Raw genomic sequence first — 24,392 nt, 5'->3', positions numbered from 1 at the left:
CTGTGTGAATGACGGATAACTAATTATTATGAAGTATCTCACTCCAAATTTTTGGAATTTATTTAGGGATACTGAAGGGAAATTCATTGGAAAAGAATTCGAAAAACTTGTACAAGATGTTCTAAAGCTTAGATTTGGTGGTAATTGGGAACAAACTCCTTTATCATGGGACGGAGGAAAAGACTTTGTCAATCTCACTTATGACGGAAAGTCAAAAAGTTGGGCAGAATGTAAGATGTATAAAAAAAGTCTTACCACAAGTGATTTCGCCAAGACTTTAGTTATGGCAATCAATAACTCCATTGATTCCATAATAATTATTTCCTACAGCCCTCTAGTCAAAAATGCCAGAATCCATTTAGGTGATTTCGCAGCTATTACGCACAAGAATGTCCAAGTTTTTGATGACACTAAATTTGAGAACCTAATTTTTAGTTGTTTTAGAGAAAAGGAATTTGCGAAATACTTTCCTGATTTTGAATACAAAAAGCCAATCGATTTTACTTATTCAACTTACACTTATTACAATTTTGTTAGTAGTGACATTACCATTGAATGGTCTCAAATAAATGAACTCCCGGCACTTCAAAGAGAAATAATAACCAAAAGAAATAATCCTTGTTTATATGAACTTTGTTTTATTTCGAACCTTACAGAAGAGGAACATTTGACCATTGATTTCTCTTCCCTCTTTAATGAAAAAGGACAACTTGATTACAGATTCAATTTTGTTAACCTACCCGCCATATTATCACAAAATCGTAGGATAAGGAATACTGATTTATTAAAGGGAATACTTCAAAATACCAAATATGAACGAACTCTGCGGCCAGGACAAATTTTTAGTTTAAAGCTTTACTTCATCCCAGTAGACATAGGCGAGCTAAAAATTCCTTCATTTAAGTTTCAATTCGGTGGAATTCAAGAGAACTTTACAAGTAAGAAGTTGATTGTTTCCAACCTCTCGGCCCCACCTCTTATTGGCGGTCTAATACACGAAACTATTCATAGAACCGACCAAGTAATTTCATCAAATAATAGAGTAGTTTTTCAAATTGTAAGTGGTGATAGTGGTGTCGGTAAAACAAGATATGCGAAAGAGATTATTGATCGACTTTTGAAGTATAATTTTCATGTGAACTTACTGGACGGAGCAACTAGCAACTGTGAAACACATGCGAAATTTATTGTTGAGCTATTAACTCAGTTATACAAACTCCCAAATCCATATAATTTTGAAAACAAGGATGTAGCCTTCAATGTCTATGAAAAAGATGGGTTTTACTCTAAACCTGACGAACTTGTTTACTCCACACTAAAGCTTTGCATTCAAAACCAACAAATTGAGCCAAACCTATATGAAAATGAGCTAATACCCCTCTTACATAAGCTTATTTTGAGTAGAAGGTCCGCTTTAATCATTGATAACGTACAATCTCTCGATGAGGAATCAATAGAATTGCTCAATAAATTAATGGTACTTAACCAAACAATTGGTCAAAATTTTGTGATGTACATTTTCAATACTGAGGTTATGGACTACAATTCGAAGCCAGGTTCTTTTTACAATCAGCTTCATGACAAGACTTTGTATAAAAGTAGCCTGGTAAGAATCAAAAGTTTTAAACTTTCTGAGGTAACGCTTTTTGTTGATTCAACTATTAGATTGAGAAATAATCGGTATTTCAGTAAGGAGCATAAAAATCTATTTCAACAAATAGTAAAAAGTATTCCAGCGAAGCCCTTTTACCTATCCCAATTTATTGATTTACTACTGCAGGATGAGGTAATTTCCTTGGAAGAAGGGGATTTTTATATAAATAATGTTGTTGAACTCAATAATAGACTTATATCGATCTCAAGGAAGGAAACAGATATATTAAGCGCTCGACTATCAAAATTAACACAGGAACAGAGACAGGTATTAAGTGTTATTTCATTTTTTGGAGAGTTGGACAGTATGATTCTTAAATTATTACTTGATAAAAATCTTGAAATAACCAATTGGCTAATTGAGGTCAACTTTCTCAAAAAGGAATATGAAAAACTAAAGTTTGTACATTCTTTAATGGATGGATTTTTCGTTGGCAAAGTTGAAGAACAAAGAGCATACCTTACTTCTGAAACCAAGAACAAGTTCCTTAAAAATGAGTTCTTATTAAAGCATTTTCCACATGTTCTATTTACTATATCCCCTCAAATTAGTTTGTTTGATAATGCTGTGGCAAAAATTGACAAATTGTCCGAGTTGTCTAAAAGAAATCAATTCTACGCAAATAGTATTTTGAAGTTCATTTACTTGTCTAATGAAGAAGTAAAACCCGATCAATATTTATATGCCGTAATTAAGGTAATATCTTTTGCCAGTTTCAATGACAAAAAACTCTTTTTAATTAAGTTGCTTGAAATGTGGGGATATTTAAAGGATTATATACCGCCAGATGATATTCAGGCCATATTTTACATAGAAATTGCTAGGGAATGTGGCAGCTTTTTTGCGGTCCATGGGGAACATGCGAAAAGCATACTTTTTTTGGATGAAGTAATTGAAAAAGTAAAAGGTTTTAAAGGGGACAATAGAATAAGGGATAGATTGATTGCAAGACTCACGAATAGAAAGGGAGTCTCTTTTAAACAAGCTTTTGATTTTGACAATTCAAGTAAATCGTTATTGCTGGCTCTTGATTTTTCCATCCAATCCGGTAGCATTATCGAAGAATACCTTACATACATAGACTTGGGGTACATATACTATGGAAGAGACACTGAAAGGACTAAAGAATATTGGAAGGCAGTTCATAGAATGTCAAACCAAATCGAAGAGAAAATTTTTAATAGCGACCCCGAAACCGGATTGGCATGTATTTTAATTAAATCACTGTATAATGGCATAATAGGTGAGTTTGAAAATTCTATAGTACTAGCAAACAAACTGATATACCAATCGCGACACCATTGTTCTACTTATTACGAGTTACAGGGACTTAGGGCAAAAGCTTTTTTTGAGTATAAAACGGATGCCTCAATGGAAAATTTAGAAAATCAGTTGAATAAATTAATTCATTTAAGCTCAAAAGCAAACTTATATAAGTATCACGTCTTTGCTTTTCATTTGTTAGCCATCGTTTATGAAAGATATGGTAAATACGAAAACGCAAAAAGACAATATCAACATATTTTAGAAGAGATTAAAAACGAAGAAAAATTTGGCCGTTCGTTAGAGATATGCTTACTTATTTCGGATTCAATGAAATACTACAACAAAAACAAATTCAAATATCCTCTTAGCTCACATGAAATTTCCTTACAATGTGGAAACTCAAAGTATCCTCTTAGAACACTAGGGATTCATTCGCCGTTTCAAGAAGAGGAGTATTGTTTAAGCCTGGCCTAGTTTATTTTCTTTAAAATCCCTATACCTAATAACATTTGCATGTCGATCTACTATAATATCAGAATCAATGTTCCTTCGAGAAATCCAAAAGTAATTATCCTTTAAGCTAATGAATCTATCTACGAAGTAGATTATAGGAACTCCAATTCGCATAATATTGTACCCAAGAATTGCAAACAAATCCAAAAAAAATGAGTCACGATTGGCAGGAGCGATTCGAATAGATTCATATTTTCTTATTCCATTCGAAATAATTATATCCTCGTAAAATTTATAGTTGGCAATGGATAGCAAATTGCAAAAAAAGTATTCTTTAGATTTATCATCTGATGTAAGCGAATAATCAATTGAGCTCTTAATATAGTGAGCCGCATCATTTTTTAGCTCAGTGGCATTTCTTTTAGTAAACACGCTTTTAACATCAGATTTCAGATTATAGTTTTTATACTCTCTTTTCAACTGATAATAATCACCTCCAATATGGTACGCTTTGGTTTCAGCCGAAGCTATAATTTTAAAACCCTGCGCTTTAAGTCTAAGACAGACGTCGAGATCGGAATAAAGTGTTTGAAATGGCTCATAAAATCCACCGATAAGTTCAAATTGTCTCTTATTCATCAATAGCAAAGCTGAACAGACCATCTGCACATCTCTATCTGTTTGTGTAAGTGGATGTGTGTCAGGTAATCCAGCGTGAATATGAATGTAGTTGTATTCGGAAGAGGCAATACCAAAATCTAACACTGTATTATCTATATGGTTTAGTAATTTGGCTCCCACTGCACCAACATTTTCTTCTGAAGAGAAGGATTTCCAAATTCCTTCCAACCAACCATTGGATACAATAATATCCTGGTCGCATACAATGATATGGTCATGTTTTGCATGTTTTACAGCTTCATTAACAGCCCTGCCATAACCCAAATTTTCATATTCATGGACATATTTTATTCTTTCAGCATGATAATTTAAGGTATGGAATTCCTTATTGGAGTTGTTTATTAAAACTAAAATTTCATCTTGCTTTCTTATTGTGTTAATAAGGGAGTCTAGACAAGCTTTGATGAAATTCTTTCCGTTGTGATATGGTACTAAAATTGAAAATGATGGAGGTGTTTTTTTTGAATGCACCATAATAATTAGTTATCCGTTGTTTATCAGACCAAACTATAACGATAGGTGGTCTAAGGTTGAATTATTAGAGTTTATATCTCTCCAAACTTCACGCGCTACAAAAGAATGTTCACCCTTTCCATAAAGCATTTCTCTTAATTTTTTGAGGTATTTATCTCTTGATGCCTGATTATCTGCCGTTACACATTTACAGTATATAGTATAGAACTGATCAATTTTGCCTTGACGCTTTTCCACTAATTGTTCTCTAATGTTGAGTGCAAGTACATTGATTGTCATTTCTCCCTTTTTGTCTTTATCTAGTGGAAAAAGAAAGCCTCTTAATCCCTCATCATCTTTTAATTCTAACATTATATGTTTGCTAGGATCCTCAACCAATGGGTTTATTAGTAAAGGATATTCTTTATCTATTCCAGCTTGATTTACAGCATATTCCCCTTCCACCGGAAACCTGTTGTGCTTTCCTATCTTTTGTTCTTTTTCCTTTTTTGCCTGATTACATAACTGACAGGAAAGCAATAAGTTAGAACAATCATAGCTCAACCAATAATAGCCCTTATGGTCCTCAGGCCCATTCCCGTAGTCTACTTTTATTGGCACATCATTTTCATCGGTGACCTTGAGTTTAGGCCTAAAATGTTCAATATCTCCTCTCATAAAATCTGAAACAAAAACCTCGCAATAGGCACATTTACCATTAAAGAGCCCGTCCCTTGCCTTATAGTATCTTTCCTTTATTCCCTCTCTTTTATACAAGTTCTTTACTTTAGGTTTCTCGCCTCGTTGGACTTGTTCTTCAATCTCCCTCTTCGCCTGTTCGCAATCTTGACGCCAATTCCTCCACTCCTGTGAATCAGGCCATGAAACATTTATTCTAATCATTATACTTAGTGTTTATCCTCCTCGAAAAGTTCCTTTAACTGCTTTTTCAACTCAAAATCTAACTCATTTGTCATTTTCCTTCCCATGTCACGTAATACTTTCGAAACTGCTTTCTTTACATCTTGCTCCAAATCTGTTTCACCAAATTGCATAATTGGTTCTAGTTGGGCTTTGAGCTCATCGTACTCTTCCTTTTCCAACTTTTTTAAGCTGGTTTTGTTACTTAACTCATAATAACGTTGAATGGAATGTGAGCTACCAGGGCTTCTGCTAGTGGCCATTTCGAATACAGAGGTTAATATTTGATCTGCTCGCTTCCCACGTAAAGATTTAGTGTCAATATCCATATAACTTATTTTTCCCTCATATTTGAATAGACTAATAATCTTGCTATCAGCTAAATCCGCTCCACCTGCAACAACCAAGGGAGTATGGGTGGTTGTAATGACTTGTATTTTTGGAAACTGTTTGCAAATACGTTGAATTATGTACCTCTGCCATTTTGGATGTAAATGCTGTTCAATCTCGTCTACCAATAGGACACCTGCTGGGGGACCATTGGAAGTTGAGATCCGTTCATCCATAATCATCCAAGATATAAGGTCCAAAATCCATTGAGTAGTACTTCGATATCCATCACTTAAAGAAGAAAAAGGAATATCCCCCCATGGACCTTTAAATAAGATTCCTTGCATTGCATTTTCAATTTTATCTTTTGACTCATCCAGGAGTAAAATATTCAGAAGTTTAGATTGAATCATATCCTTGAACTCCCCACTTCGCAATAATGCCAATTCAGGATTTTGTAGAATATGGTCATTATCAAATAAGCCCAATACGGCTTCTCTCACCCCATAACCTTTATAACTAGTATGTCCTGATCTAGACCTGTTTGTACCATACCCACAAATAAAGGCAGGCCCTACCGGCAGTGCAATCTCCTGCTTTATCTTTTCCTCATTCTCCTTGGTTAAAGAAATAGATTTTAAAACACGATGTACTTCCTTTGTTTCACTATTTATCAATATTGCTTCTATGCTCCCTTTTTTTTCACCATTCTTTAATAATTTGCCCTCCATTTCCTTAATTAAGGAAACCGAATCACTTTCATTACAGAAAATCAATGCAATAGCCTTTAGAATTGTAGATTTTCCCATGGAATTATCACCTAAAATAGATATGGACTGAGCGATAGACTTTTCTTTTGAAGTATTTATTATCAAATTTGAAAAGCACCTTATATTGTTCAACTTCAATTCCTTAAGATATAATGCGGGAAGACTTGGCATTTTTTCATAATTGCTTCCGGGATAATTATTAATTTCCGATTCACTCAAGCTGTTCTTTTTTTCCTCTTTTCGTCTTTTGGATTTATAAATAATTCTTTTAAAGGAATTTCGAATAAAAATTGATAAGCGCTTAAAGTAAAAGGTTACAATTAAGCCAAATGCAAAACCTGTTATCAAGGATATGTTTGAAGTGTCTAAAAGAGTTTTTTTTATCAATTCGCTAAAAGATTCCATTACTTAATTCGGGTTTGCATTGCTATGTAATTCTTGAAAAGGCGCCTAAAGATTCAGTGCTTTCTCAACTTTCTCATTCGTTTTACACTTTGATTAATTTAAATCCTTAATATCCTAGTTGAATCTATTCTCCCAGCCAGAATATAATATGGATCATTCAGCATACTCTTCCAAACTCCTAAGGCCTTAAAAAACATATTGTAAAGCATGCCGCCCTCCCTAATATCTTCCTTATGATTGGTAATTAAATGTGCAATCAAATTATAGCAGGCCGTAAACTCACCACATGCCACAACTGCATCTAGCATCCCTCTTTTTCTTTCTTCTTCACTGAACCAAAGAGTAGTGCCAAGTGATGCCGCATATTTTGCAACCTTTTTCATATTCTCGGTTATTTCTCCGGTAGTTTCTTTAATTAACTCCCATTGGTTTTGTCCTTCCGGTTTGTTCTCCTTATTTTGGCACCTAAGCTCATAGATAGCTGAAGTCGCAATCCTATTCCAGAATTTGCTATAAATGCTTTCATAATTTGACCTTCTTGCGCTTTTTAAGAAGACCTCAGTAGTCATTTTTAATAAGGAAGTAATTCTATCAAACACATAGTATCCAAATCTTCTTGGAGGTATTCTCAATTTATCTAATACGCCCATCTCTTTTTTCAACATCTTGTTAGCAAAATAAAAGAGGTATTGAAAGGCGGCCATAATGGTTACCAATAAGACGAATAGTGCTGTCAAAATGAAATATTTCTGGAATATGAAATAGATGGTAAGTGAAAGAGTTAAAAACAATAAGGGCAGGCTTGTCATATACGATAATATTTTTATAATACTATTGGATTGAGCAAACTTGAACGGTTCGCCTGGATATGGTGAGGCCACATCATTCAGAAAATATAAATCATATTTCTTGGAAGACGAAAGTATACTGGAAATACCTTGGTTGTCTATAATTCCTCCATCCATTAGGCCTATTTCCGCCATTCCCATTTTTTCCCTAACAGCTTTAGATACGAAATCATTCGGAAAACCAATAGGTTCAAAACCGCCTGGAAAAGCTGAGGAAGAAGCTAGTATATCACCAAGCTTTAATTTGTTCAAATAAGCCTTCAAATCATGTCCTAAATCTTGAATCTTCTTGTTCCCCAAAAGACCTCGTGTATTTGTATTTTGAAACCGAAAACGCATTGAGTGGGTAAAATCGGTAGTGTTGAAAACAACCCTTTCTAAATGCGTATCATTGTTTTCAATAGCATTTTGAACATCCCCCAAGGTCATTTGTCGAGTGAAACTATTGTACTCAATTGCAAAAGCATTGATTGGGTTTTTTCTCTTGTGAATATTTTCGCTTCGCTTCCAAATCTTTCTTTTTTTGATATGCCTAATCGCGTTTGAGGCTAGTTCGTCTTTTTTCAACCAATTAAAATAGTCCTTAAAAAAGGTGTCAAAATCCTGCTTTGCAGCTTGTGATTGGGCGTATTTCACTCCAGTAATTGTTCCCCCAGAAACAGTAGAAATCACTTTTACTTTTTTTAGCAAACCGATTTTTTCAAAAAATGACAATGTTCCCAAGGAAAAGCAAGCCGCTCGATAACCCCCACCTGAAAAGCAGAGTGCAATTTCTTCAATACCCTTAAACTTTTCTTTTGGTTTTTTATCTCTCTCAGTTTTGATTTCAGTGGGCATTGGACAATTTATATTGATTAATCAATTTGATAAGATATTGGTATATTTCAACCATGGCCAACGTATCCAATTTGCAATACGCCAACAGATCTTTTCTTATTCGCTCTGTTTCATTATTAGGAATATCATTTCCAAGGACTAATCTACTCCAGATATCCATGGCCATTGTGCCGTCCTGAACTTGAAGGTTGTCGTAACTTAATTCAGGAATCAATACCGGAAGTACTTTTTTTATGGAAGAGGAGCCAGCAAAGCGATAGTCGATATAGGCTGTAGTAAAAATCTCTTCCAAATCGAAGGTGTTTCCACTAATGTAATCCAAGTAATTACTATGTGTAGGAAGCAGTAACGCCATCTCTTTGTTTCTTGAATTTTCAAAACTGGCATGCCATGAAATAAAGGTACCTTGTGTTCCAGTAAATTCTTTCATTCCTTCAATCATTCCATTAGGCATCTCCATTTTATCTCCCAAATACTCAAAATGTTCCATGTTACCATTTTCAGAGAGAGTATGAATACTTACTTGAAAGGGAATGTGCTGATGAGGCCCAATTCCATCTAATTTAGGGATGGCACTTGAATATGTTTCGTAATCATAAAAATGTAAAGGAAACACCAATCCATCCAATTTCCTTTTGATTGTCTCAATTTCAATTTGTGGCTGTCTTTGCCTAAACGAATTGACCTGAGATTTTTGAGAATTGTTCAGAGCATAATTATCTGGAACTTCTGATAAGCTTTTATGACCCGAATCAAGTAACTCCGTCAACTTTTTCTCGGTAATTCGTTTGATTTCATGAACAGGATGCTTCGGCAATTGAAAATTGAAATAATCAAAGTTATCGCAATGATTACTTCTTGTTTTTCTTAAACAAGAACATTGATTTTTGTCAATCTTGCTCAATTGAATATATTTTAAGGCTTCATGAATCTTGCGTGAAATAACGGGGAACTCCTTAGTAACCTCATTTGTGACTTCCGTTGTTTCCAACAATTCAGATGGTTTAATTTCTCCTTGCCTTCTATATCCCTTGTTTAAGTGTATTATTGAGACCCTGCTGACATATAATCCATTTTTCTCTAAAACGTACTTCTGAAAACATGCATCAAAAATGTGGTTATGGCTTTTTTTAGTACTTACCCGCAAAGAAGATTTTATCTCAAATAGATGCCAAGTACCGTCGGATAATCGCTCCAAAACATCAACACGAGCAAATCCACCTTCCAGCGTCTCAAAAGCAGCTTGAAAAAAATGATTATATCCTTGTTGCAACGTTCGAAGAGTCACTTTCACACCATTGTCATCTGGCAATTTAATAGCATGCGGAAACAATTGCTCTGCATAGGCCTCAACCTCATAACCTTCATCAATGATTTTTTGAAGAAAAAAGGAAAGTTTACCTTTTTTAGCTTCGTCTGGTTTGTTTTTTGTCAACCAAAGGGACTCAGGACATCTGAGGTAATGGATAAAGTCGGTTTTGGTTAAGAGTTTCAATGACTTCAGTTTTTGTATCACCTAAGTAATAGCACAAGCCAATTTTACATTGGCTCTTCAATAAATCTATACACTAGTAAAGACTTGTTTGATTTCTTAAATGTAGTAATGGAGCTTTTTCTCCATTAAATAAATTCCTTTTTCTCTATAACCACTTCATGGTCTGCATATTCGTCTTGGTCCTGATGCCTATTCTTGGCCCGCACGGCTTCCAATTCTGTTTCAAAACTTGCAGAATAATCTCCCTCCAAGCAAATAACCCTATATGGTTTTTTTAAATCAAGTTGGTATCGTTCTTTTACTTTCATGTAGCTACTATTTTGGTTTATAATTGAACTCAAACGGTAATGTCAAACGCAGACCTACACTATTCCTGCTTAATAATGAAAGATCAGATTCTGCGCGGTTACCTATATCATTAAGGCTATAAAACAATTCCGCATTTATATATGCCCCCTCCTTCTTACTATCGCGATAGGTAAACAATAGCCCTATTTCACTATTCCATAATGGTTTCAGACCCTCAGTCAACTGTGCGTTAGGATACCAATGCAATGCTGCAAAGTTCCCATCGAACAAAAAATAATAAACATCAACAAAGCAAAGGGCACTCGTAATGTCTTTTTGATAATTGCCAGCAAATGCTTTGGATTGAGTTCTTACTATTCTCCTGCTATCCGTACCCTCTCCTATCACTTCTTCGTTTTCAAAGTTGACCAGGGATAACGAGGACAAGTTATTGTCATATCGCAAAGTAACTCCTGCACTTATCAAATACGAGTCCCACTTTTTATTGTAATTGCGATTATGCCAAAAATATTGAAGGGTTATATCATACCCTGTGTAGTTTTCTTCTATAAGTTGATTTGAAAACTCCTCATCGATATTAATAAGATTAAACGTTTCCCTACTAATATTTGCTCCTATTGAAAACCAGCTAAACCTAGACCCAAAGGACCTTATACCTTCTTTATAAAGTGCTTTTAGTTTTTTTACTCTATCATCATTTACAAAACTCTCTTCCCAAGCTTTATTAACTTCCAATTCAAGAGAATCAATACGTTCCTGAAGCTCTTTCAGGGATGCTTTTAATGCTTCCAATAATTCATTTTCCTTTTCTAACCAATCCAATCTTTTTAATGATTCCAACCTTTTTTTCAGCTCTTCTCTTTTACTAGTCAATTTCGGTTTCTCAATTCGTGAATCATTAATCTCTTTATCATGAACTAATGAAAGTCTTCGCTTTTCACAATCTTCCGTATTGCAATTTTTAATTTTTGCCAACTCCTCTTTTTTATTTTTCTGATAAGTACTATTGTCATTTTCAAACTCCAGGAGTATTTTATTTATTCTTTTTAATTTTGTCTCCGTTAAATCAAATTCATATTTAAGTCCACTTGTTTGAATGTTTTCTTTATACTTCTCATAGTATTTTATTGATTGATCAATTGTTGAAATCTGCTTTTCAATCTTCTTTTTCTGCTCTTTTAAAGGCTTAACATTTTCTCCTGTTCGTATTTTTCGTTTCAGTGCCCTAGCGTCTTCAATAATCTTTTTTTTCTTCGCCCGATAAATCTTCCAGCTAGAAACATCATATACTAGAGCTTTTATTTTAGAAGCATCAATAAAATGGTATTGAGCACCCAGAGATACATCATAGTTTAACTTTCCGTTTTCTGCTAAGTTTAATGTACCATCGGTAGCCTTGCCATTAACCCTAAAGGTCAATGCATTTTGCTTTCCGATAAAGCTTTTTACAAAGGTTGCACTAGTCGCCTCAAGATTAACAGTTGCATAATTACCAATTGAATTATTGGGTAAGTCAGAAAAAAGTGAGGTGAACTCCCTATTAAGTAATAATTCTATCTCCTGGTCATTTAAACCTTCTTCTGTTGGTTTTCTATTACCAACCTCCTGCGAATAAATTGAAAAGTCAAAAAGAACAATTAGAAGAAAGAGTATGATGTCCCTCATAATACCTGCTAGTTTAAATGATATAATTATTTTACGTGTTTTGCTTTTGAGAATGGGTTTTCAATTTTTTCTTCTGAATCCTGGAAATAACAACCTCCTAAGAATAATCTGCTTTTTATTTCAAGTTTTACATTATTCTTATCAGACTCATGGGAGAAATCATAATCTATATCAGCTTTCTGATTAACCTGGACAGTTCCAATTTCTCAATTCAAAAAACTTAGATATTCAGAATTTTTAGCTATCCCGTCAATAGATTTTGGCTAGCTATCCCATCGAAAGCTGAATTTACGTCTATAGACGACTTGGACTGCCTATATTCCAAAAAGGTGACTATTCGGTTTCTAAAGAACTGTGCCTTTTATCTGTAATAAGGGTTTCCCTAGAAATCTTTTTTGGCATAACTCGATATAAGGTTTAAATACTTCTTCATTTTTTCCATGTTATATTTTAATTTGAAAAGAACTTCTACCTTTCGGTATAAAGAAAAAACTCATCTTCCCATTACTTGATTTGGCCCTTTTTTCAACATAGTCTTTTAGCTTCTTCATATGCTTAGATTCGTGACCATAAGTATTATTTTCACTACTATTAAACCAAAGCTTAAATTCATTACTTACCTCTTCATTGGCGCTCCTATTTTTGGCAATTCCTATTCTCGAATCAATAATAATCTTCACGACCTCTAAGTCTGGATTTTCATGTGATCCATTGCCACAAAAAACATAATTGTCAGCAGTAATTGATTTGCAAAAAGACAAATCTATATTATGTTCAGAACCGTGATGCTGAACTTTTAGTAAATTCAGATGTAGGAGTCCATTTTTATCAAGTTTCCCATTCGCTTTCAAACCTTTCAAAATGTCTTTTGCGTGACCATCCCCTGTAAATAAAGCAGTTTTCCCATCTTCTTCTATTAAAAACATTATTGAGGCTAGATTGGGAGTCGAAACCTTACTTCTTATACCTAGCTCACTTAAACTTACTACTTCAATTGTATCTGCATTTCCTAATAAATCAGAATCCTCCTCTGCCTTCCTCCTAAGCCGAGCAATAGCGCTTCGGCTTTCTCTTAGCCATTTGTTCCACTCATTTCTTAACTTATCCAAATCTTCTTTAAAAGGACCTATTATAGTAATATTGCTTCCACCTATTGCCTGTTTTGCTGAACTTCTATTATAATAAACTAACTTACCATTGAACTCTTTGTTCAATGGTATATGTAGCTGAGATGGTTTTAACCTATTGGAAAGAAGTATCGCTTCTCTTTTGCTTTGAAATAAATTAGAATTTGACATATCAGACAACGAATGAATAGCTGAAGCTGCGGCTAACATATCTTCGATTCTACCATCATTCTCTAGAACACTATCATTAAATGCATTATGCCAAACTGATAAAACATTAGGAGGTTTGGGAAGGTTGGGTTTCTTAAACCTTCGATTGTTCTGTGTCCTTTGGTAATCGTAAACACGCCATTTCAAAATATGCTTCATCATCTCAAGGATTCCTTGTATGTGATCCTGGTCAATATGTGATACACATAACAGGTCAAGCGTCTTACCTTCAAGAAATTTGGAAACGTACTTATTATATGACTTAGCCATTCCCCCATCAATCAGAATCATCTTATCATCTTTCCCTTGATAAAGCATACAATCGCCTTTGTCAGATTGAAAAACTCTAACTACCATCTTTTAGTAATATCAGTATTCTTATTAATTTTTTTTGCATGCTCAATGCAAGCCTCTACATCTATTACACCATAACCGGAATCGGTATCCCAATCATAACTCATTCCTGGTAAAGGCCTAGCTGTACATTTAAGAATGCCGATTATTTGGGAAGCTGTTAAGTTTCTTTCTTCCTTAAACATTAGGCCTATTACTCCACATACAAACGGACTGGCCATGCTAGTCCCAGTCATTTCAATCCACAAATCATCGTAATCAAATCCATTTGCTGCTTGAATGTTTGTTCCAGGAGCAGCAACCTCCGGTTTAAATCTTTCATCTCTGGTTGGTCCAGGACTACTGGAAGAATTAATTGCATTATTAATTAGATTCAAATTTGCTACACCTACCACTTCGTTGGCACAAGCCAGCGAACTTATAGAATAATCATTCACATTGGAAGTATCTGTAAAGTATGAAGGGAAAAACCATTTTGTGCCACCGAAGAAATTCGATTCTTCATATTGAAAAACGTCATCTCTTTCTATCCACCCATGAAAACTACCATCTCGAATTTGCCTCCCATATAAGCGTACCTTCCACATTCCGTTAGGCACCCCTTTTATATTATTTCTGTCTTCTAAGTCAGGCGTAAGGTAAACAGCAATGTAATTGCTGCCATTTGACGTATGATAAAGTTCATTATATATACTAACAAAACTTAAGTCTTTTAATTGAAAATTTTCTATATATTCTCCCGGTTCAATTGGTCCAATCCATTCTTGACCTGGTGGTTTAAGCGAAATGGCAAATCGATCTTGTGAACTATACCATATTTCCAGTTCATTTTCTGAAATATCTACTATGCCATCTCCCTTAACAATCCATTCGATGTCTTTCTCCAATCCATTCGCCGGTATTCTTCCAGACGTATGAATTCTTCCCATGTAGTGACCTAAATCTTCTTCGTATTCTGGATTTTCTTGACCTGCATTCCCTGCAGCTACGCAAACACTTCGCCCAGGGATTTTTAGTTCAGAATCAATCCATCTGCAAACCGGAGCCGATCCATCGTGGGCATGACCATTAGTACCTAGGCTAATATTTATTGACACCGGCAATCCCATTTCATCACCGAGGCTCAGCAGATAATCAACTGCATTTGCTAATCTCGTTGAATCATAAAATGATTTCCTTCGATCAAAATCTCTATCGGTTAGATGTATTAAAACACCCGCAAGCAAGGAATTAGGACAAACTCCCGAATTACCTCCTGCTATACTAGCCACATGAGTACCATGAGATCCTGGGATCATCGTAGATTGAGGCTCCAATTCATAAGCTGGAACTTTATATTCATTTGAACTTTCGATTGCGGAATTCATTAGTTCATTTGTAAGCTCCGATCCATATCCAAAGTTTCCTCCTCTTGGAGAATCTCTATGAGTTCCTCCTTGGTCCCAAATGGATATAAATCTGGTACTACCATTTTTATCCAAAAAGTCCGGATGTGCAAAATCAAATCCTTCTACATCAATAATTCCAATTAATACATTGGAAGAGCTACTCTGGTCATCAACCAAAAAAGGAGGGGAAACTTTTAAATTTTTTTTTGTTGGTTTTCGTTTTCTTGGTTTAGGTATCTTTAATGTTTGTCCTAATTCAACATTAAAAATGTTGTTGATCTCTTCATCCTTTTCTAGTAAAAGATCTAAGTCTCGAAGACTTATGTTAGCAATTACAATATTTCCTTTTCGATTTAATTCCCACTTTTCTTTCCTTATTTTATCAACAACCAAAGGATTGTATTCAATGAATACATTTAGTTTTACATCTGACCATGAGTTATAAATTTCTTTTTTGCTAGCTCCTTTAGATTTTAGTTGACCACCTGTAATTTCCATTTTTTCGCTTTCAAACTTTTTTTGCGTAAAAATTGGTGATGAATCTAATTTCATTGATTTCCGGATACCTAAAGAACTACTCAATTCAGCCCGATTTCTATTAACATTTGGCCCTGCATTTGAATACATCCTAATTTTCGCTTGACACTTTTTTGATGTTATTGAAGACTTCATAGATTTTTTAAGCAGTATTATGGGATCTATTATTTGTTGAGTTTAACGAATCCACTAATCAGGCTAAAGGCGACTAGAAAAATAGAGCCTAATGCGGCGTTGTAGTAATCAGGAATCAATGATGCCCCAGTAGTAACATAAGACCATATTACGAAGGCAACACTAGAAATAATCAAGTGTATTTGTTTTGGTTTCCCCTTTTCTGCTTGGTAGTTGAGATATATTGGAGTAAGTAAAAAACAGAAAAAGAATACAATCCAAGCAACCGTAGTTTCATTTTTGGAGAGAATTCCTTGTGTAGTTTCATCAATCAATGGTACAAAACCAAACATTGTTAAATATCCCGCAATTACTTCAGCAGGTATCAAACTTGAAACCTTTTCCAAGTAACCTTTTATATCTTGGTTGTTACTTACTTCAGGCTCGTCGCTATCTGCCGCGACGATTGGATTTCTTGTTGGAATCGTGACTTTCTCATAATACAGTCTGCTCATTTCAAATGAGTTTTAAGGGTTAGTAAAGAATAGCGCCACAAGCAGATAGGGCTCAGCTCAGCCATAAAAATTAATTGTATAGTTCTTGGGGAGGGGAGACCGAAAAATAATAAAAGACATTGTACAAAATCCTTAGAAAAACTGGTGTTCTCCACAGTTTTGAACTGAATTTGGAAGGAGTAACCCATTCCGTGAGAATAAATTCTCAAAGGTCTGTAAATCACTTATTAGTTCAAGTTTCGAAAGGTAGATTATAGCTCCTCCGGTACCCTCCTGACGCCCTCAAAAAAATGCCATCTTGGTTTTGAAAGCCATTTATAACTTACTAAGTGCTTATTAGGAATTAGCTAGGTTATCCCCCCTAAAAAACCTGATGTCTCCAGGCAAAAATCCAAACAGACCTTTGTCTCATATCAAAAAATGATTTGGTTATTGAAAACAATTAATATCGGGGAGGTACCTTTGCAGGAAGAAGGCAGTTTCCTAATGAAGTAAATTTTGGGGGTAGTTGATTGATCACAATGTAATGATTTACTTTCAACTTTCATTATAGAAAAACCATAGAAAATCAAAGGTTTTTCTTTAGTTTACATTGTATTTTTCCCATGGAAATTCTATGGTTTTTCTATAATATCTGAAATCTCATAGTATCTCAGGATTGATGATTTTAAACAGTTATTAGAGCCTTTCACCGGGGAACAAAACCTCAATCCACCTTAGTAACACTACCCGTAGCACCCAGCTCTCCCTGTTCGTTCGACGCGTTTGGCCAATAGTAGTTGTAATCCATAGTCGTGGCCGAAGTTTCTATCAATTCCACAAAACCCTGGTCAGCACATACCGTGTTGAAAGTGATGGTCTCCCGGAATAGCAAAACCCCATCACCCTCTTCCAGCAGGGTGAGAAAGCCACCACAATCCAGCGAGGGATATTCAATTAACTGCTCATTTTCTGCCAGGGTGATCTTAATCGTCCAGGAAATGCCAGGTTGCATGCCGCTGCCTTCCCAAACTCCTAAATTGGAGTTCAATTGCGAAACTTCAGCCTGTTCTGCTTCAGATTCCCCTTCATCTTCGCTATTGCAACCAAGCGCAAGCAAAAACAAAGGAAGTATCATATACTTTAGTATCTCTTTTTTAAATAATTTCATAGCCGTTATTATTTTATCTCTGTTAGGATCCGAAACTAAATACTTACACCCTGTTTTCCTTACGGTTTTCCTCATTGTAAAACACCATAAACACGGCTTGCCTAAAAGTTTGTAAAGCCCGTTTGTAATCCTCAAAAGAAGCCCCTAGATTTACAGAAAGCTTTTCCTAGCACAGTACCGGAATGAATATCAGAACAGAACGGAAAATTAGATTTTGGCTCTCTACCCTGGCCAAGGTATTGATCATTGCGCTGGTCATTTTTAAACTCATTCCATATCTGACCAAAAACTTTGGAGCAACCAATCCCGAAGAACTCTTAAAAGCAAGTCAGGATACCCTTAGCACCCCTACCCCAATTGAGGGGCAACATGAGAAAGCCGTAATGCCCGAAGAGAAGCCGGCAGACGAGCAGCCAGATACACAGCCGGATAATTTCGTCAAAGAAAAAGCGGATATAACCTCCGCGACCCCGGCGGCAAACGAAATTGTGGAAATCCTGCAATTCAAGGGAAAACCGCTGGCTGGCGCCTATTTTACCATCAAGCAATGCAATGAATGTACTTCAACCGTTTCAGGGCCGGATGGGAAGACAAGGGCCCTCATACCTCAATCCCTTCTCGACTCAAACCGGGAGTACGATTTCTATGTGTTCGTTGCAGACACCCTACTCTATCACCGGTCTATGCGATTTTCAAACCTGCAATTCAACACCTATTAACAGCCCTATGCAAACACTCAAAGCTTTCTTCCTGTGTTTCCTATTTTTTACAGCCAATGGCATGGGCCAGGAACGTCGGGATCAGCTCGTGGGCAAAGTGGTTGACGTAAACAACAGGGGTATTGAAGGTGTCTCCGTGCAGCTGGTTGCGACAGGAGAAATTCAGTTTACAGATGGCGAAGGAAAATTTAAGTTTTCCAAAAAGGGCGGTTTTGTCGTCGGAGAACCGAGCTATTCCTTTGTTTTAGAAATGGATGGCTACCGCACAGTTGGTCCCACAACGAATATTGTGGTATTCGGTTCCGGGGCGATCAATAATTTGGTCATGAAACGGGTACTGGACAATCTTCTATGGATCACCGTGGTCGATGGAGAAACCGGGGAATTCCTGGAAGGCGTAAAGGTAGACATCAAAGGACGCACCAAAACCACCAATGAATTCGGGAAGGTCAGCTATGATTTTAGCGCCTATGGCGTCTCCAGTTTACAGGCATCTTTCAGCAAAACCTGTTATAAAAATCAGATCCTTGAAGTGTCTGATAGCGGCGATGAAAAAGTGGTTTTAGTACCCAATTGTAAGACTGAAAAGGCCTCAAAAGGAAATTTTGATGTGCTGGCAGCCACTGAAATTCTGGATAGGGCCATGGCAAGCCGTGATGGCAGCATTCGTGGGCAAAATGAGGCGCTTGAAGGCCTTATCAGGAACGGCTATAGCTATCAGAACGCCAATTTTGATGGAATATCTCTTGCCGGAGCCCAGTTACTTGCCACCAACTTCAAGTCGGCCACCTTTGAGGTCTCGGACCTCAGAGGCACCCATTTTACCGGTACCACACTTGACCAGGCAATACTGAACTTTGCCATGGCAGAAAAAGCCTCCTTTAATAAAGTAGTTGCCCGCGAAACCAGGTTCCAATATCTTCAAGGCAAGGAGGCCACTTTTGCGGAAGCCGATCTTTACAGAAGTTCCTTCTTTCTATCAGATCTAAGCAATACAGATTTTTCTAAAGCCAACTTAAAAGGGGCTTGCCTCGCGTTTTGCAACCTTAGTGGCGCCAACTTTGCCGGTGCCGATCTTACAGATGCCATTTTATACGGCAGTGTACTGGATAAGGCGGATTTCACCAATGCCATCATCCAAAATACGGATGTTACTGGTGCTGTTGCCAACTCGGTGGGGTTTTCAAAGGAGCAAAAAAGGGAATTGCGCAGAAGTGCTCCCTTTCAGTACCCCATTCGGCTGGAGATCTTTGGTGAGACCAGGGAATCCGCACGTTATGATTATAAATATCCGGATTTCAGCGCCGAGCAATCCAAACTTTCACGGCTACCATTAAGTATTCCAGGGAGCTTGAAATTCAGGGACGCGGATGCCCTCAAACCTATAGGGGTACTCAGAAGGTATTCCCGCGAAGGGCCGAATTATATCAACGCTACGTACCGTTTTGAAGCCAAATTTTGGGACCACGCCCAGAGAGGCAACAAATTGCTAAGTAAACTGAGAAATCATATTGATTTTATAGATGCAAGCATCAAGCAAATGCAAGCCGTTGAAGGTTCCGGCGAAGAGCTTAAGGCAATTTTAAGTACCCTTGAAAAACAGGTCTCAGATACACGCTATAAAGGTCCATTGCATTGGGATGCGGATTCCCAAAACGTCCTCATGCTGGCCCAGGGGGTGTTGAGACCAGAAGAGCTGAAACCTTATGATTGGAAAAGCCTGGCCTTGAGCAGGTGCGCTGTAGATAAGTCCGCGCAATCCGGAAAAAACAGCTGGAATAGCTTCTATCCGGAAGGAACTGCCTGTGGGTTTCTGCCTCCGCAACATGTTGAGTTGTACAAAAAATGGACATTGGCAAGAGCGGCAAGGCTGCGAGTAAAACATCTGGATGTACCCTATCGCATCAACAGCTATAAACTGGGAAGGCTTCAAAGCGCAGGGACCTCCCTTCCCGGGAAGAACCAACGCTTCTTGTTCAAAAAATTCAAAGGGACTTATAAAGCACTTGCCTATTTTAAGAGCAAAGACATGCCATTTGAGGCACAGGAGTTTTACCTGCATCTAAACAACCGGAATCTTCGATCCTTTCTGAAATTACCCGAAAATACGGATCGCTATTATATTACCCTCGGGGACAATGAAATTCCAAAACCTCCCAAAGGCCAATACAGCAGCGACTATTATTTTGATCTGGTGGTCCGCTACACTTTTAAGGATATCAGTGTTACGACCCTAAGAAATTCAAAACTGTATGTGCTGGATGTTGTTCCCACTAGTGCCTATATCCTCAAAGAAGGCAAGGTCCTCTGGGAAAGTCCAATAAAGGTTGGACCGTTATTGGATGATGGTTATCGGGATGATTGAGGCCGGATTAATCAAATCATATCCAACAATTCATCATCGTCGTCCAGCAATGCCTCCTGTTCTTCAGTGAAGTCCTCCAGAATTCTGCGCTTCATATCCTGGATCTGATCTACCCCTACCAGCAGTAGCCCGAAAGAACCAAAGAAACGAAACAGTATCGAAGCCCTTTTTTCTTTTTGTATCACCCTCTTGATTTGCTGATCAATATAACTCTCCAATTCCGTCTTCAGGCCTTCCGCTTCAGACCTTTTGTAGAAGCTCGCAAGACGATCATCCACCAACTCTCCCAAAAACTCCCCCAAAGACTTTCCATCCAGCTCCTGCAGGAGCTTTTCCAGTTCTGTCTTCTGGGTCTTTAAGCGTTGTATTTTGTTCTGAGAACTTTCAAACAAGGTTGAAACTACGGCATCTGAAGGTCGATGCCTATAAAAGTGTTCTTCGATGTTTTTACTATGCTTCCGGGCAAATTCCGCAAACAACTTTTCTTTTCCTTCAAAATAATAGAAGGTGAGGGCGTTCAACGTTTTAAAGGAGGGGCGGTATACCTTTCCGGTCAAGGCTTCTTTCCTGAGAGCTTCCCTAAGTTCAAAAGCGCGTTTAATGGTACGGGCATCAATATCCTGACGCTCTTCAACACCTTCCACCGCAATAGTGTCATAATCCACCTGAGCTTCCTCTGCCACGATCAGATCCACTAAATACATAAAGGCGGGAAGATACTCTTCTGAAAGTGTGCTGTTGGCCATGGCTCAAAAATAACCAAAAACCCTATACCATTTCTTTGAATCCTATCGGTCATGACCCGTCATGACCGGTCATGACACCTAAATCCGGCCCTGTCTCAGCACCTTGCAGTGTAATTCTTTAGTACCGGTACCTCAAAAGGATTGCAGAGAGCGCGCTCATTTTTTAACGGAATTATTAACGAAAAATCTTTAAAAAATGAGAAATGTATTCAAAGTTCTGGCCGTAGTATTGATTATGGGATTGTCTTTAACTTCTTGCACAAACGACAGTTTTGCCGAAGATCGCAACTTGTACGAACAAGGTACAGAAGGCAATGATGGCTCCGTAGAAGACAAGCCAGAACAATAGCCAAAAGATCCACAAATCGCAGCCTGAGCTGCGATTTGTTTTTTTTGATACATTTACAAAAAGTGTGCTTGTGTATCGCCTGATCCCCCTTATAGTCCTTCTTTACTGCTGTTCTTGTTCGAGCCCAACCCAAACAGCAAAAGCAGCTAAATCAAATATCCCCAAGGATGTTATGGCCGCCTATCAATCAGCCATCAATGACAGCCTGCCGCTGCATCAAAGGAAGGAACACATTAATACTGCTCTTGCAAAAAGCCAGGGAAAGGACTCAATTCACGGACAGCTATTGTATTCTAAATGCAGCCTGCACTACGCCCTTAAAGAGTATGACAGCCTGTACATCACCGGAAAAATACTCACTACTCACTCCCAAAACAGTAGCAACTTTCTAAGCCTGGGCAAGTACCAGCACCTGATGGCTTATTACCACGGCCGCGTAACTCATGACACGGATAGCGCTTTTTATTATCACAACCAGGCAAAGAACCAATTCATTAAAATAGAAGATAGCGCGCGCATCGGGAGAAGACTACTCAGCATGAGTATAATTCAAAAAAACCGGAACGACCATTTCGGCGCTAAAGAAACGCTTACCGAGGCATTGGGTTACCTGGACGAGAGCCTGGACAAGAAATTCATCGCTTCGGTTTACAACGAACTAGCAACTAATCACGGAAAACTCCTTAACCATACGGATGCCATAAATTACTACACCCTAGCTATTAAGACTACCGCGAGTCCCAACGACCGGCAGATCTATCAGAACAACCTGGCTACCATCTATATGGAACAAAAGGAGTACGAAACAGCCCGGTCTATCCTCCTAAAATTGCTGGACAGTATACCAGCTAAGAGGTCTGTACATTATGCGCGAGTCCTGGATAACTTAAGTTACACCAACTGGGCATTGGGCAATCCCGAGGCTACGAATGGTCTTCACAGAGCCCTTCAAATCAGAAAGGAAGTAGATGATCTCCGCGGGCAAATGGCGAGTTACACCCATCTGGCAGAAGCTTATCTCAATAAAAGACCCGTCCAGGCCAGAGGCTATCTGGATACCCTGATACAGATCTCCAGACGTCTGGCAGTGCCCAGGGCAGAGATCGACGCTTTAAAATACCTCATGCGACTAGAAACTCGAAATGACGATCACAAGCTCCGCTATATCTCACTACAAGACAGTATGCACAGCGTAGACTTGCAGGTAAAAACGCAATTCGCCAAGATGAAATACGATGATCGGATTAAGCAGGAAGCCATTTTAAAACTTCAGGCGACCGAGGCCACAAAAAATGCAGAATTGGCTGAGCAACAGACCCAGAAAGTCATCTATCTTTCATTGGGTAGTATTCTATTAGCTCTTAGCGGACTGTATATCTATTTCATGCTTCAGCGTCATAAAAAGGAAAAAATGCAGGAAATCTATACCACCGAAAAACGGATTTCCAAAAAAGTCCATGATGAGCTGGCTAATGATATCTACGGGGTGATGACCAATCTGCAGCACAACAGCGGTTCGGAAAGCCCTGAGGTGTTAGACACCCTGGAACACATTTATCAGAAGACACGTGACATTTCCTATGAAACCGGAGACGTAGACACGCGGAATTTCCATCTCAGCCTAAAAAAGCTTCTAGCTCAATACCAGAGCCCTACCACCAATATTGCAGTCATGGGACTGGAAGAGTCTGTTTGGAAAAATACCGCGGACTACAAAAAAATTGCCGTTTACAGGGCCATCCACGAGCTAATGGTCAATATGAAGAAACACAGTGAAGCCTCCCTGGTTTCCTTAAGTTTTCAAAGGCGGCACAATCAAATTCACATTCAATATGTTGACAACGGCATAGGAATGAAGCCTGAACAAAAAAAGGGAAATGGTTTGCGGAATACGGAAAACCGTATTCGGAACATTGATGGAACACTTATTTTAGCCCCTGAATTTAACAAGGGGCTGAAGGTAAGCATACTGTTCCCGAAATAATCTTTGCTCATGCTAAAAAAGGTTCTGGTTGTGGAGGATTTAGACAGCATAGGTTTCGGTATTGCCCAAATGCTGAAACAGCAAGCCAGGATTGAAAATGTAACCCAGTCCCTTTACTGCGATGATGCCTATCTGAAATTCCTAAGGTCCGAAAAAGACAACGACCTGTTTGATCTCTTGATCACAGACCTCTCCTTTAAGGAAGATCATAGAGAAAGTAAAATAAAATCCGGAGCAGAACTCATCCAATTGCTCAAGGAAAGGCAACCTGAACTAAAAACCATAGTGTATTCCGTCGAGGACAGATCCATAAAAATAAAACAGCTGTTTGAAGACAAAAAGATAGACGGTTATGTGGTAAAAGGACGTCACGGATTGCGAAATCTTGTCGAAGGCATATCCGAAATCGAGAAGGGAAATACCTATGTTTCCCCGGAACTTTCAGGTTTCATGTCGCAAAGGGAAGTATTCGAAATAGAGGATTATGATTTGATACTTCTTTCTCACCTTTCCTCGGGATTGACACAGGAACAAATTGCCGTAAACTTCAAACAAAAAGGCATTTCTCCATCCAGTGTAAGTTCTATAGAAAAAAGGCTTAACAGGTTAAAACTGGAATTCAAGGCCAAGAACGCCATACACCTTGTAGCAAGCGCGAAGGATTTAGGGCTTATTTAATAGAAAAATCTTACAACTTTTACCGCTTTTACACCGCTCTCATGCCCTTAAGCGTTTTTTATAGACCCC

At 37.7% G+C, this 24,392-nt stretch carries 18 protein-coding genes; 6 read left to right on the top strand and 12 right to left on the bottom strand.

Features of this window, described 5'->3' with window-relative positions:
* The first annotated feature begins 28 nt into the window (after positions 1-28).
* Positions 29-3,394 carry an AAA family ATPase gene (locus GTQ38_RS20165; protein WP_161437386.1) on the top strand — a complete coding sequence of 1,122 codons (3,366 nt, stop codon included), beginning with the start codon at positions 29-31 and terminating at the stop codon, positions 3,392-3,394.
* Here GTQ38_RS20165 and GTQ38_RS20160 read toward each other — a convergent pair.
* The 11 genes from GTQ38_RS20160 to GTQ38_RS20110 all read right to left on the bottom strand — a co-directional run bounded on the left by GTQ38_RS20160 (position 3,380) and on the right by GTQ38_RS20110 (position 17,482).
* Complete coding sequence (locus tag GTQ38_RS20160) at positions 3,380-4,528, bottom strand: glycosyltransferase family 2 protein (protein WP_161437385.1); 1,149 nt, start codon at positions 4,526-4,528, stop codon at positions 3,380-3,382. The two genes, GTQ38_RS20165 and GTQ38_RS20160, sit on opposite strands and share 15 nt — an antisense overlap.
* A 33-nt stretch (positions 4,529-4,561) precedes the next feature.
* A complete protein-coding gene (locus GTQ38_RS20155; RefSeq protein ID WP_161437384.1) occupies positions 4,562-5,410 on the bottom strand; it encodes an HNH endonuclease family protein in 849 nt (282 codons plus the stop codon).
* A 5-nt stretch (positions 5,411-5,415) separates the two neighbouring features.
* Positions 5,416-6,933 (bottom strand): AAA family ATPase, encoded by a 1,518-nt coding sequence (locus tag GTQ38_RS20150; protein ID WP_161437383.1) that lies wholly within the window; start codon positions 6,931-6,933, stop codon positions 5,416-5,418.
* Positions 6,934-7,031: 98 nt separating this feature from the next.
* The gene (locus GTQ38_RS20145; RefSeq protein WP_161437382.1) at positions 7,032-8,618 is read right to left on the bottom strand and encodes a patatin-like phospholipase family protein; all 1,587 of its coding nucleotides are present in this window, start codon (positions 8,616-8,618) and stop codon (positions 7,032-7,034) included.
* A complete protein-coding gene (locus GTQ38_RS20140; protein ID WP_161437381.1) occupies positions 8,608-10,113 on the bottom strand; it encodes a DUF2779 domain-containing protein in 1,506 nt (501 codons plus the stop codon). The genes GTQ38_RS20145 and GTQ38_RS20140 overlap by 11 nt, the downstream gene beginning before the upstream one ends.
* Before the next feature lie 125 nt (positions 10,114-10,238).
* Entirely contained in the window at positions 10,239-10,421 is a 183-nt protein-coding gene (locus GTQ38_RS20135; protein ID WP_161437380.1) for a hypothetical protein, read from the bottom strand.
* A 7-nt stretch (positions 10,422-10,428) separates the two neighbouring features.
* Positions 10,429-12,087 carry a hypothetical protein gene (locus GTQ38_RS20130; RefSeq protein WP_161437379.1) on the bottom strand — a complete coding sequence of 553 codons (1,659 nt, stop codon included), beginning with the start codon at positions 12,085-12,087 and terminating at the stop codon, positions 10,429-10,431.
* 443 nt (positions 12,088-12,530) lie between these two features.
* Positions 12,531-13,781 carry an MBL fold metallo-hydrolase gene (locus GTQ38_RS20125; RefSeq protein WP_161437378.1) on the bottom strand — a complete coding sequence of 417 codons (1,251 nt, stop codon included), beginning with the start codon at positions 13,779-13,781 and terminating at the stop codon, positions 12,531-12,533.
* A complete protein-coding gene (locus GTQ38_RS20120; protein WP_161437377.1) occupies positions 13,775-15,838 on the bottom strand; it encodes a S8 family serine peptidase in 2,064 nt (687 codons plus the stop codon). Before GTQ38_RS20120 ends, GTQ38_RS20125 begins: the two co-directional genes overlap by 7 nt.
* Before the next feature lie 29 nt (positions 15,839-15,867).
* Positions 15,868-16,332 carry a hypothetical protein gene (locus GTQ38_RS20115; protein WP_161437376.1) on the bottom strand — a complete coding sequence of 155 codons (465 nt, stop codon included), beginning with the start codon at positions 16,330-16,332 and terminating at the stop codon, positions 15,868-15,870.
* A 706-nt stretch (positions 16,333-17,038) separates the two neighbouring features.
* The gene (locus tag GTQ38_RS20110) at positions 17,039-17,482 is read right to left on the bottom strand and encodes a hypothetical protein (protein WP_161437375.1); all 444 of its coding nucleotides are present in this window, start codon (positions 17,480-17,482) and stop codon (positions 17,039-17,041) included.
* Between the two features lie 182 nt (positions 17,483-17,664).
* Between GTQ38_RS20110 and GTQ38_RS20105 the strand changes: the two genes are divergently transcribed.
* A complete protein-coding gene (locus GTQ38_RS20105) occupies positions 17,665-18,201 on the top strand; it encodes a hypothetical protein (protein WP_161437374.1) in 537 nt (178 codons plus the stop codon).
* A gap of 7 nt (positions 18,202-18,208) precedes the next feature.
* Complete coding sequence (locus GTQ38_RS20100) at positions 18,209-20,566, top strand: pentapeptide repeat-containing protein (RefSeq protein ID WP_161437373.1); 2,358 nt, start codon at positions 18,209-18,211, stop codon at positions 20,564-20,566.
* A gap of 11 nt (positions 20,567-20,577) precedes the next feature.
* Here the strand turns inward: GTQ38_RS20100 and GTQ38_RS20095 are convergent, their stop codons facing one another.
* On the bottom strand, positions 20,578-21,312 hold the full coding sequence (locus tag GTQ38_RS20095) for a hypothetical protein (protein WP_161437372.1): 735 nt from the start codon (positions 21,310-21,312) through the stop codon (positions 20,578-20,580).
* A 196-nt stretch (positions 21,313-21,508) separates the two neighbouring features.
* Here GTQ38_RS20095 and GTQ38_RS21080 point away from each other — a divergent pair, with 196 nt between their 5' ends.
* From GTQ38_RS21080 to GTQ38_RS20085, 3 genes are all read left to right on the top strand, one after another.
* A complete protein-coding gene (locus GTQ38_RS21080) occupies positions 21,509-21,661 on the top strand; it encodes a hypothetical protein (RefSeq protein WP_238858050.1) in 153 nt (50 codons plus the stop codon).
* A 172-nt stretch (positions 21,662-21,833) separates the two neighbouring features.
* The gene (locus tag GTQ38_RS20090; RefSeq protein WP_161437371.1) at positions 21,834-23,645 is read left to right on the top strand and encodes a tetratricopeptide repeat-containing sensor histidine kinase; all 1,812 of its coding nucleotides are present in this window, start codon (positions 21,834-21,836) and stop codon (positions 23,643-23,645) included.
* Between the two features lie 9 nt (positions 23,646-23,654).
* Positions 23,655-24,323 (top strand): helix-turn-helix domain-containing protein, encoded by a 669-nt coding sequence (locus tag GTQ38_RS20085; protein ID WP_161437370.1) that lies wholly within the window; start codon positions 23,655-23,657, stop codon positions 24,321-24,323.
* Positions 24,324-24,392: the final 69 nt, after the last annotated feature.

It is taken from the genome of Poritiphilus flavus (assembly GCF_009901585.1).
Lineage (GTDB): Bacteria > Bacteroidota > Bacteroidia > Flavobacteriales > Flavobacteriaceae > Poritiphilus > Poritiphilus flavus.
Note: the sequence above shows the minus strand (reverse complement) of the source record. Positions and strands in the feature narration are given on the sequence as shown.

Coding starts and splice junctions, on each gene's coding strand:
- GTQ38_RS20165 (WP_161437386.1), top strand. CDS start 29: ATGAAGTATCTCACTCCAAATTTTTGGAATTTATTTAGGGATACTGAA.
- GTQ38_RS20160 (WP_161437385.1), bottom strand. CDS start 4,528: ATGGTGCATTCAAAAAAAACACCTCCATCATTTTCAATTTTAGTACCA.
- GTQ38_RS20155 (WP_161437384.1), bottom strand. CDS start 5,410: ATGATTAGAATAAATGTTTCATGGCCTGATTCACAGGAGTGGAGGAAT.
- GTQ38_RS20150 (WP_161437383.1), bottom strand. CDS start 6,933: ATGGAATCTTTTAGCGAATTGATAAAAAAAACTCTTTTAGACACTTCA.
- GTQ38_RS20145 (WP_161437382.1), bottom strand. CDS start 8,618: ATGCCCACTGAAATCAAAACTGAGAGAGATAAAAAACCAAAAGAAAAG.
- GTQ38_RS20135 (WP_161437380.1), bottom strand. CDS start 10,421: ATGAAAGTAAAAGAACGATACCAACTTGATTTAAAAAAACCATATAGG.
- GTQ38_RS20130 (WP_161437379.1), bottom strand. CDS start 12,087: ATGAGGGACATCATACTCTTTCTTCTAATTGTTCTTTTTGACTTTTCA.
- GTQ38_RS20125 (WP_161437378.1), bottom strand. CDS start 13,781: ATGGTAGTTAGAGTTTTTCAATCTGACAAAGGCGATTGTATGCTTTAT.
- GTQ38_RS20120 (WP_161437377.1), bottom strand. CDS start 15,838: ATGAAGTCTTCAATAACATCAAAAAAGTGTCAAGCGAAAATTAGGATG.
- GTQ38_RS20115 (WP_161437376.1), bottom strand. CDS start 16,332: ATGAGCAGACTGTATTATGAGAAAGTCACGATTCCAACAAGAAATCCA.
- GTQ38_RS20110 (WP_161437375.1), bottom strand. CDS start 17,482: ATGAAATTATTTAAAAAAGAGATACTAAAGTATATGATACTTCCTTTG.
- GTQ38_RS20105 (WP_161437374.1), top strand. CDS start 17,665: ATGAATATCAGAACAGAACGGAAAATTAGATTTTGGCTCTCTACCCTG.
- GTQ38_RS20100 (WP_161437373.1), top strand. CDS start 18,209: ATGCAAACACTCAAAGCTTTCTTCCTGTGTTTCCTATTTTTTACAGCC.
- GTQ38_RS20095 (WP_161437372.1), bottom strand. CDS start 21,312: ATGGCCAACAGCACACTTTCAGAAGAGTATCTTCCCGCCTTTATGTAT.
- GTQ38_RS21080 (WP_238858050.1), top strand. CDS start 21,509: ATGAGAAATGTATTCAAAGTTCTGGCCGTAGTATTGATTATGGGATTG.
- GTQ38_RS20090 (WP_161437371.1), top strand. CDS start 21,834: ATGGCCGCCTATCAATCAGCCATCAATGACAGCCTGCCGCTGCATCAA.
- GTQ38_RS20085 (WP_161437370.1), top strand. CDS start 23,655: ATGCTAAAAAAGGTTCTGGTTGTGGAGGATTTAGACAGCATAGGTTTC.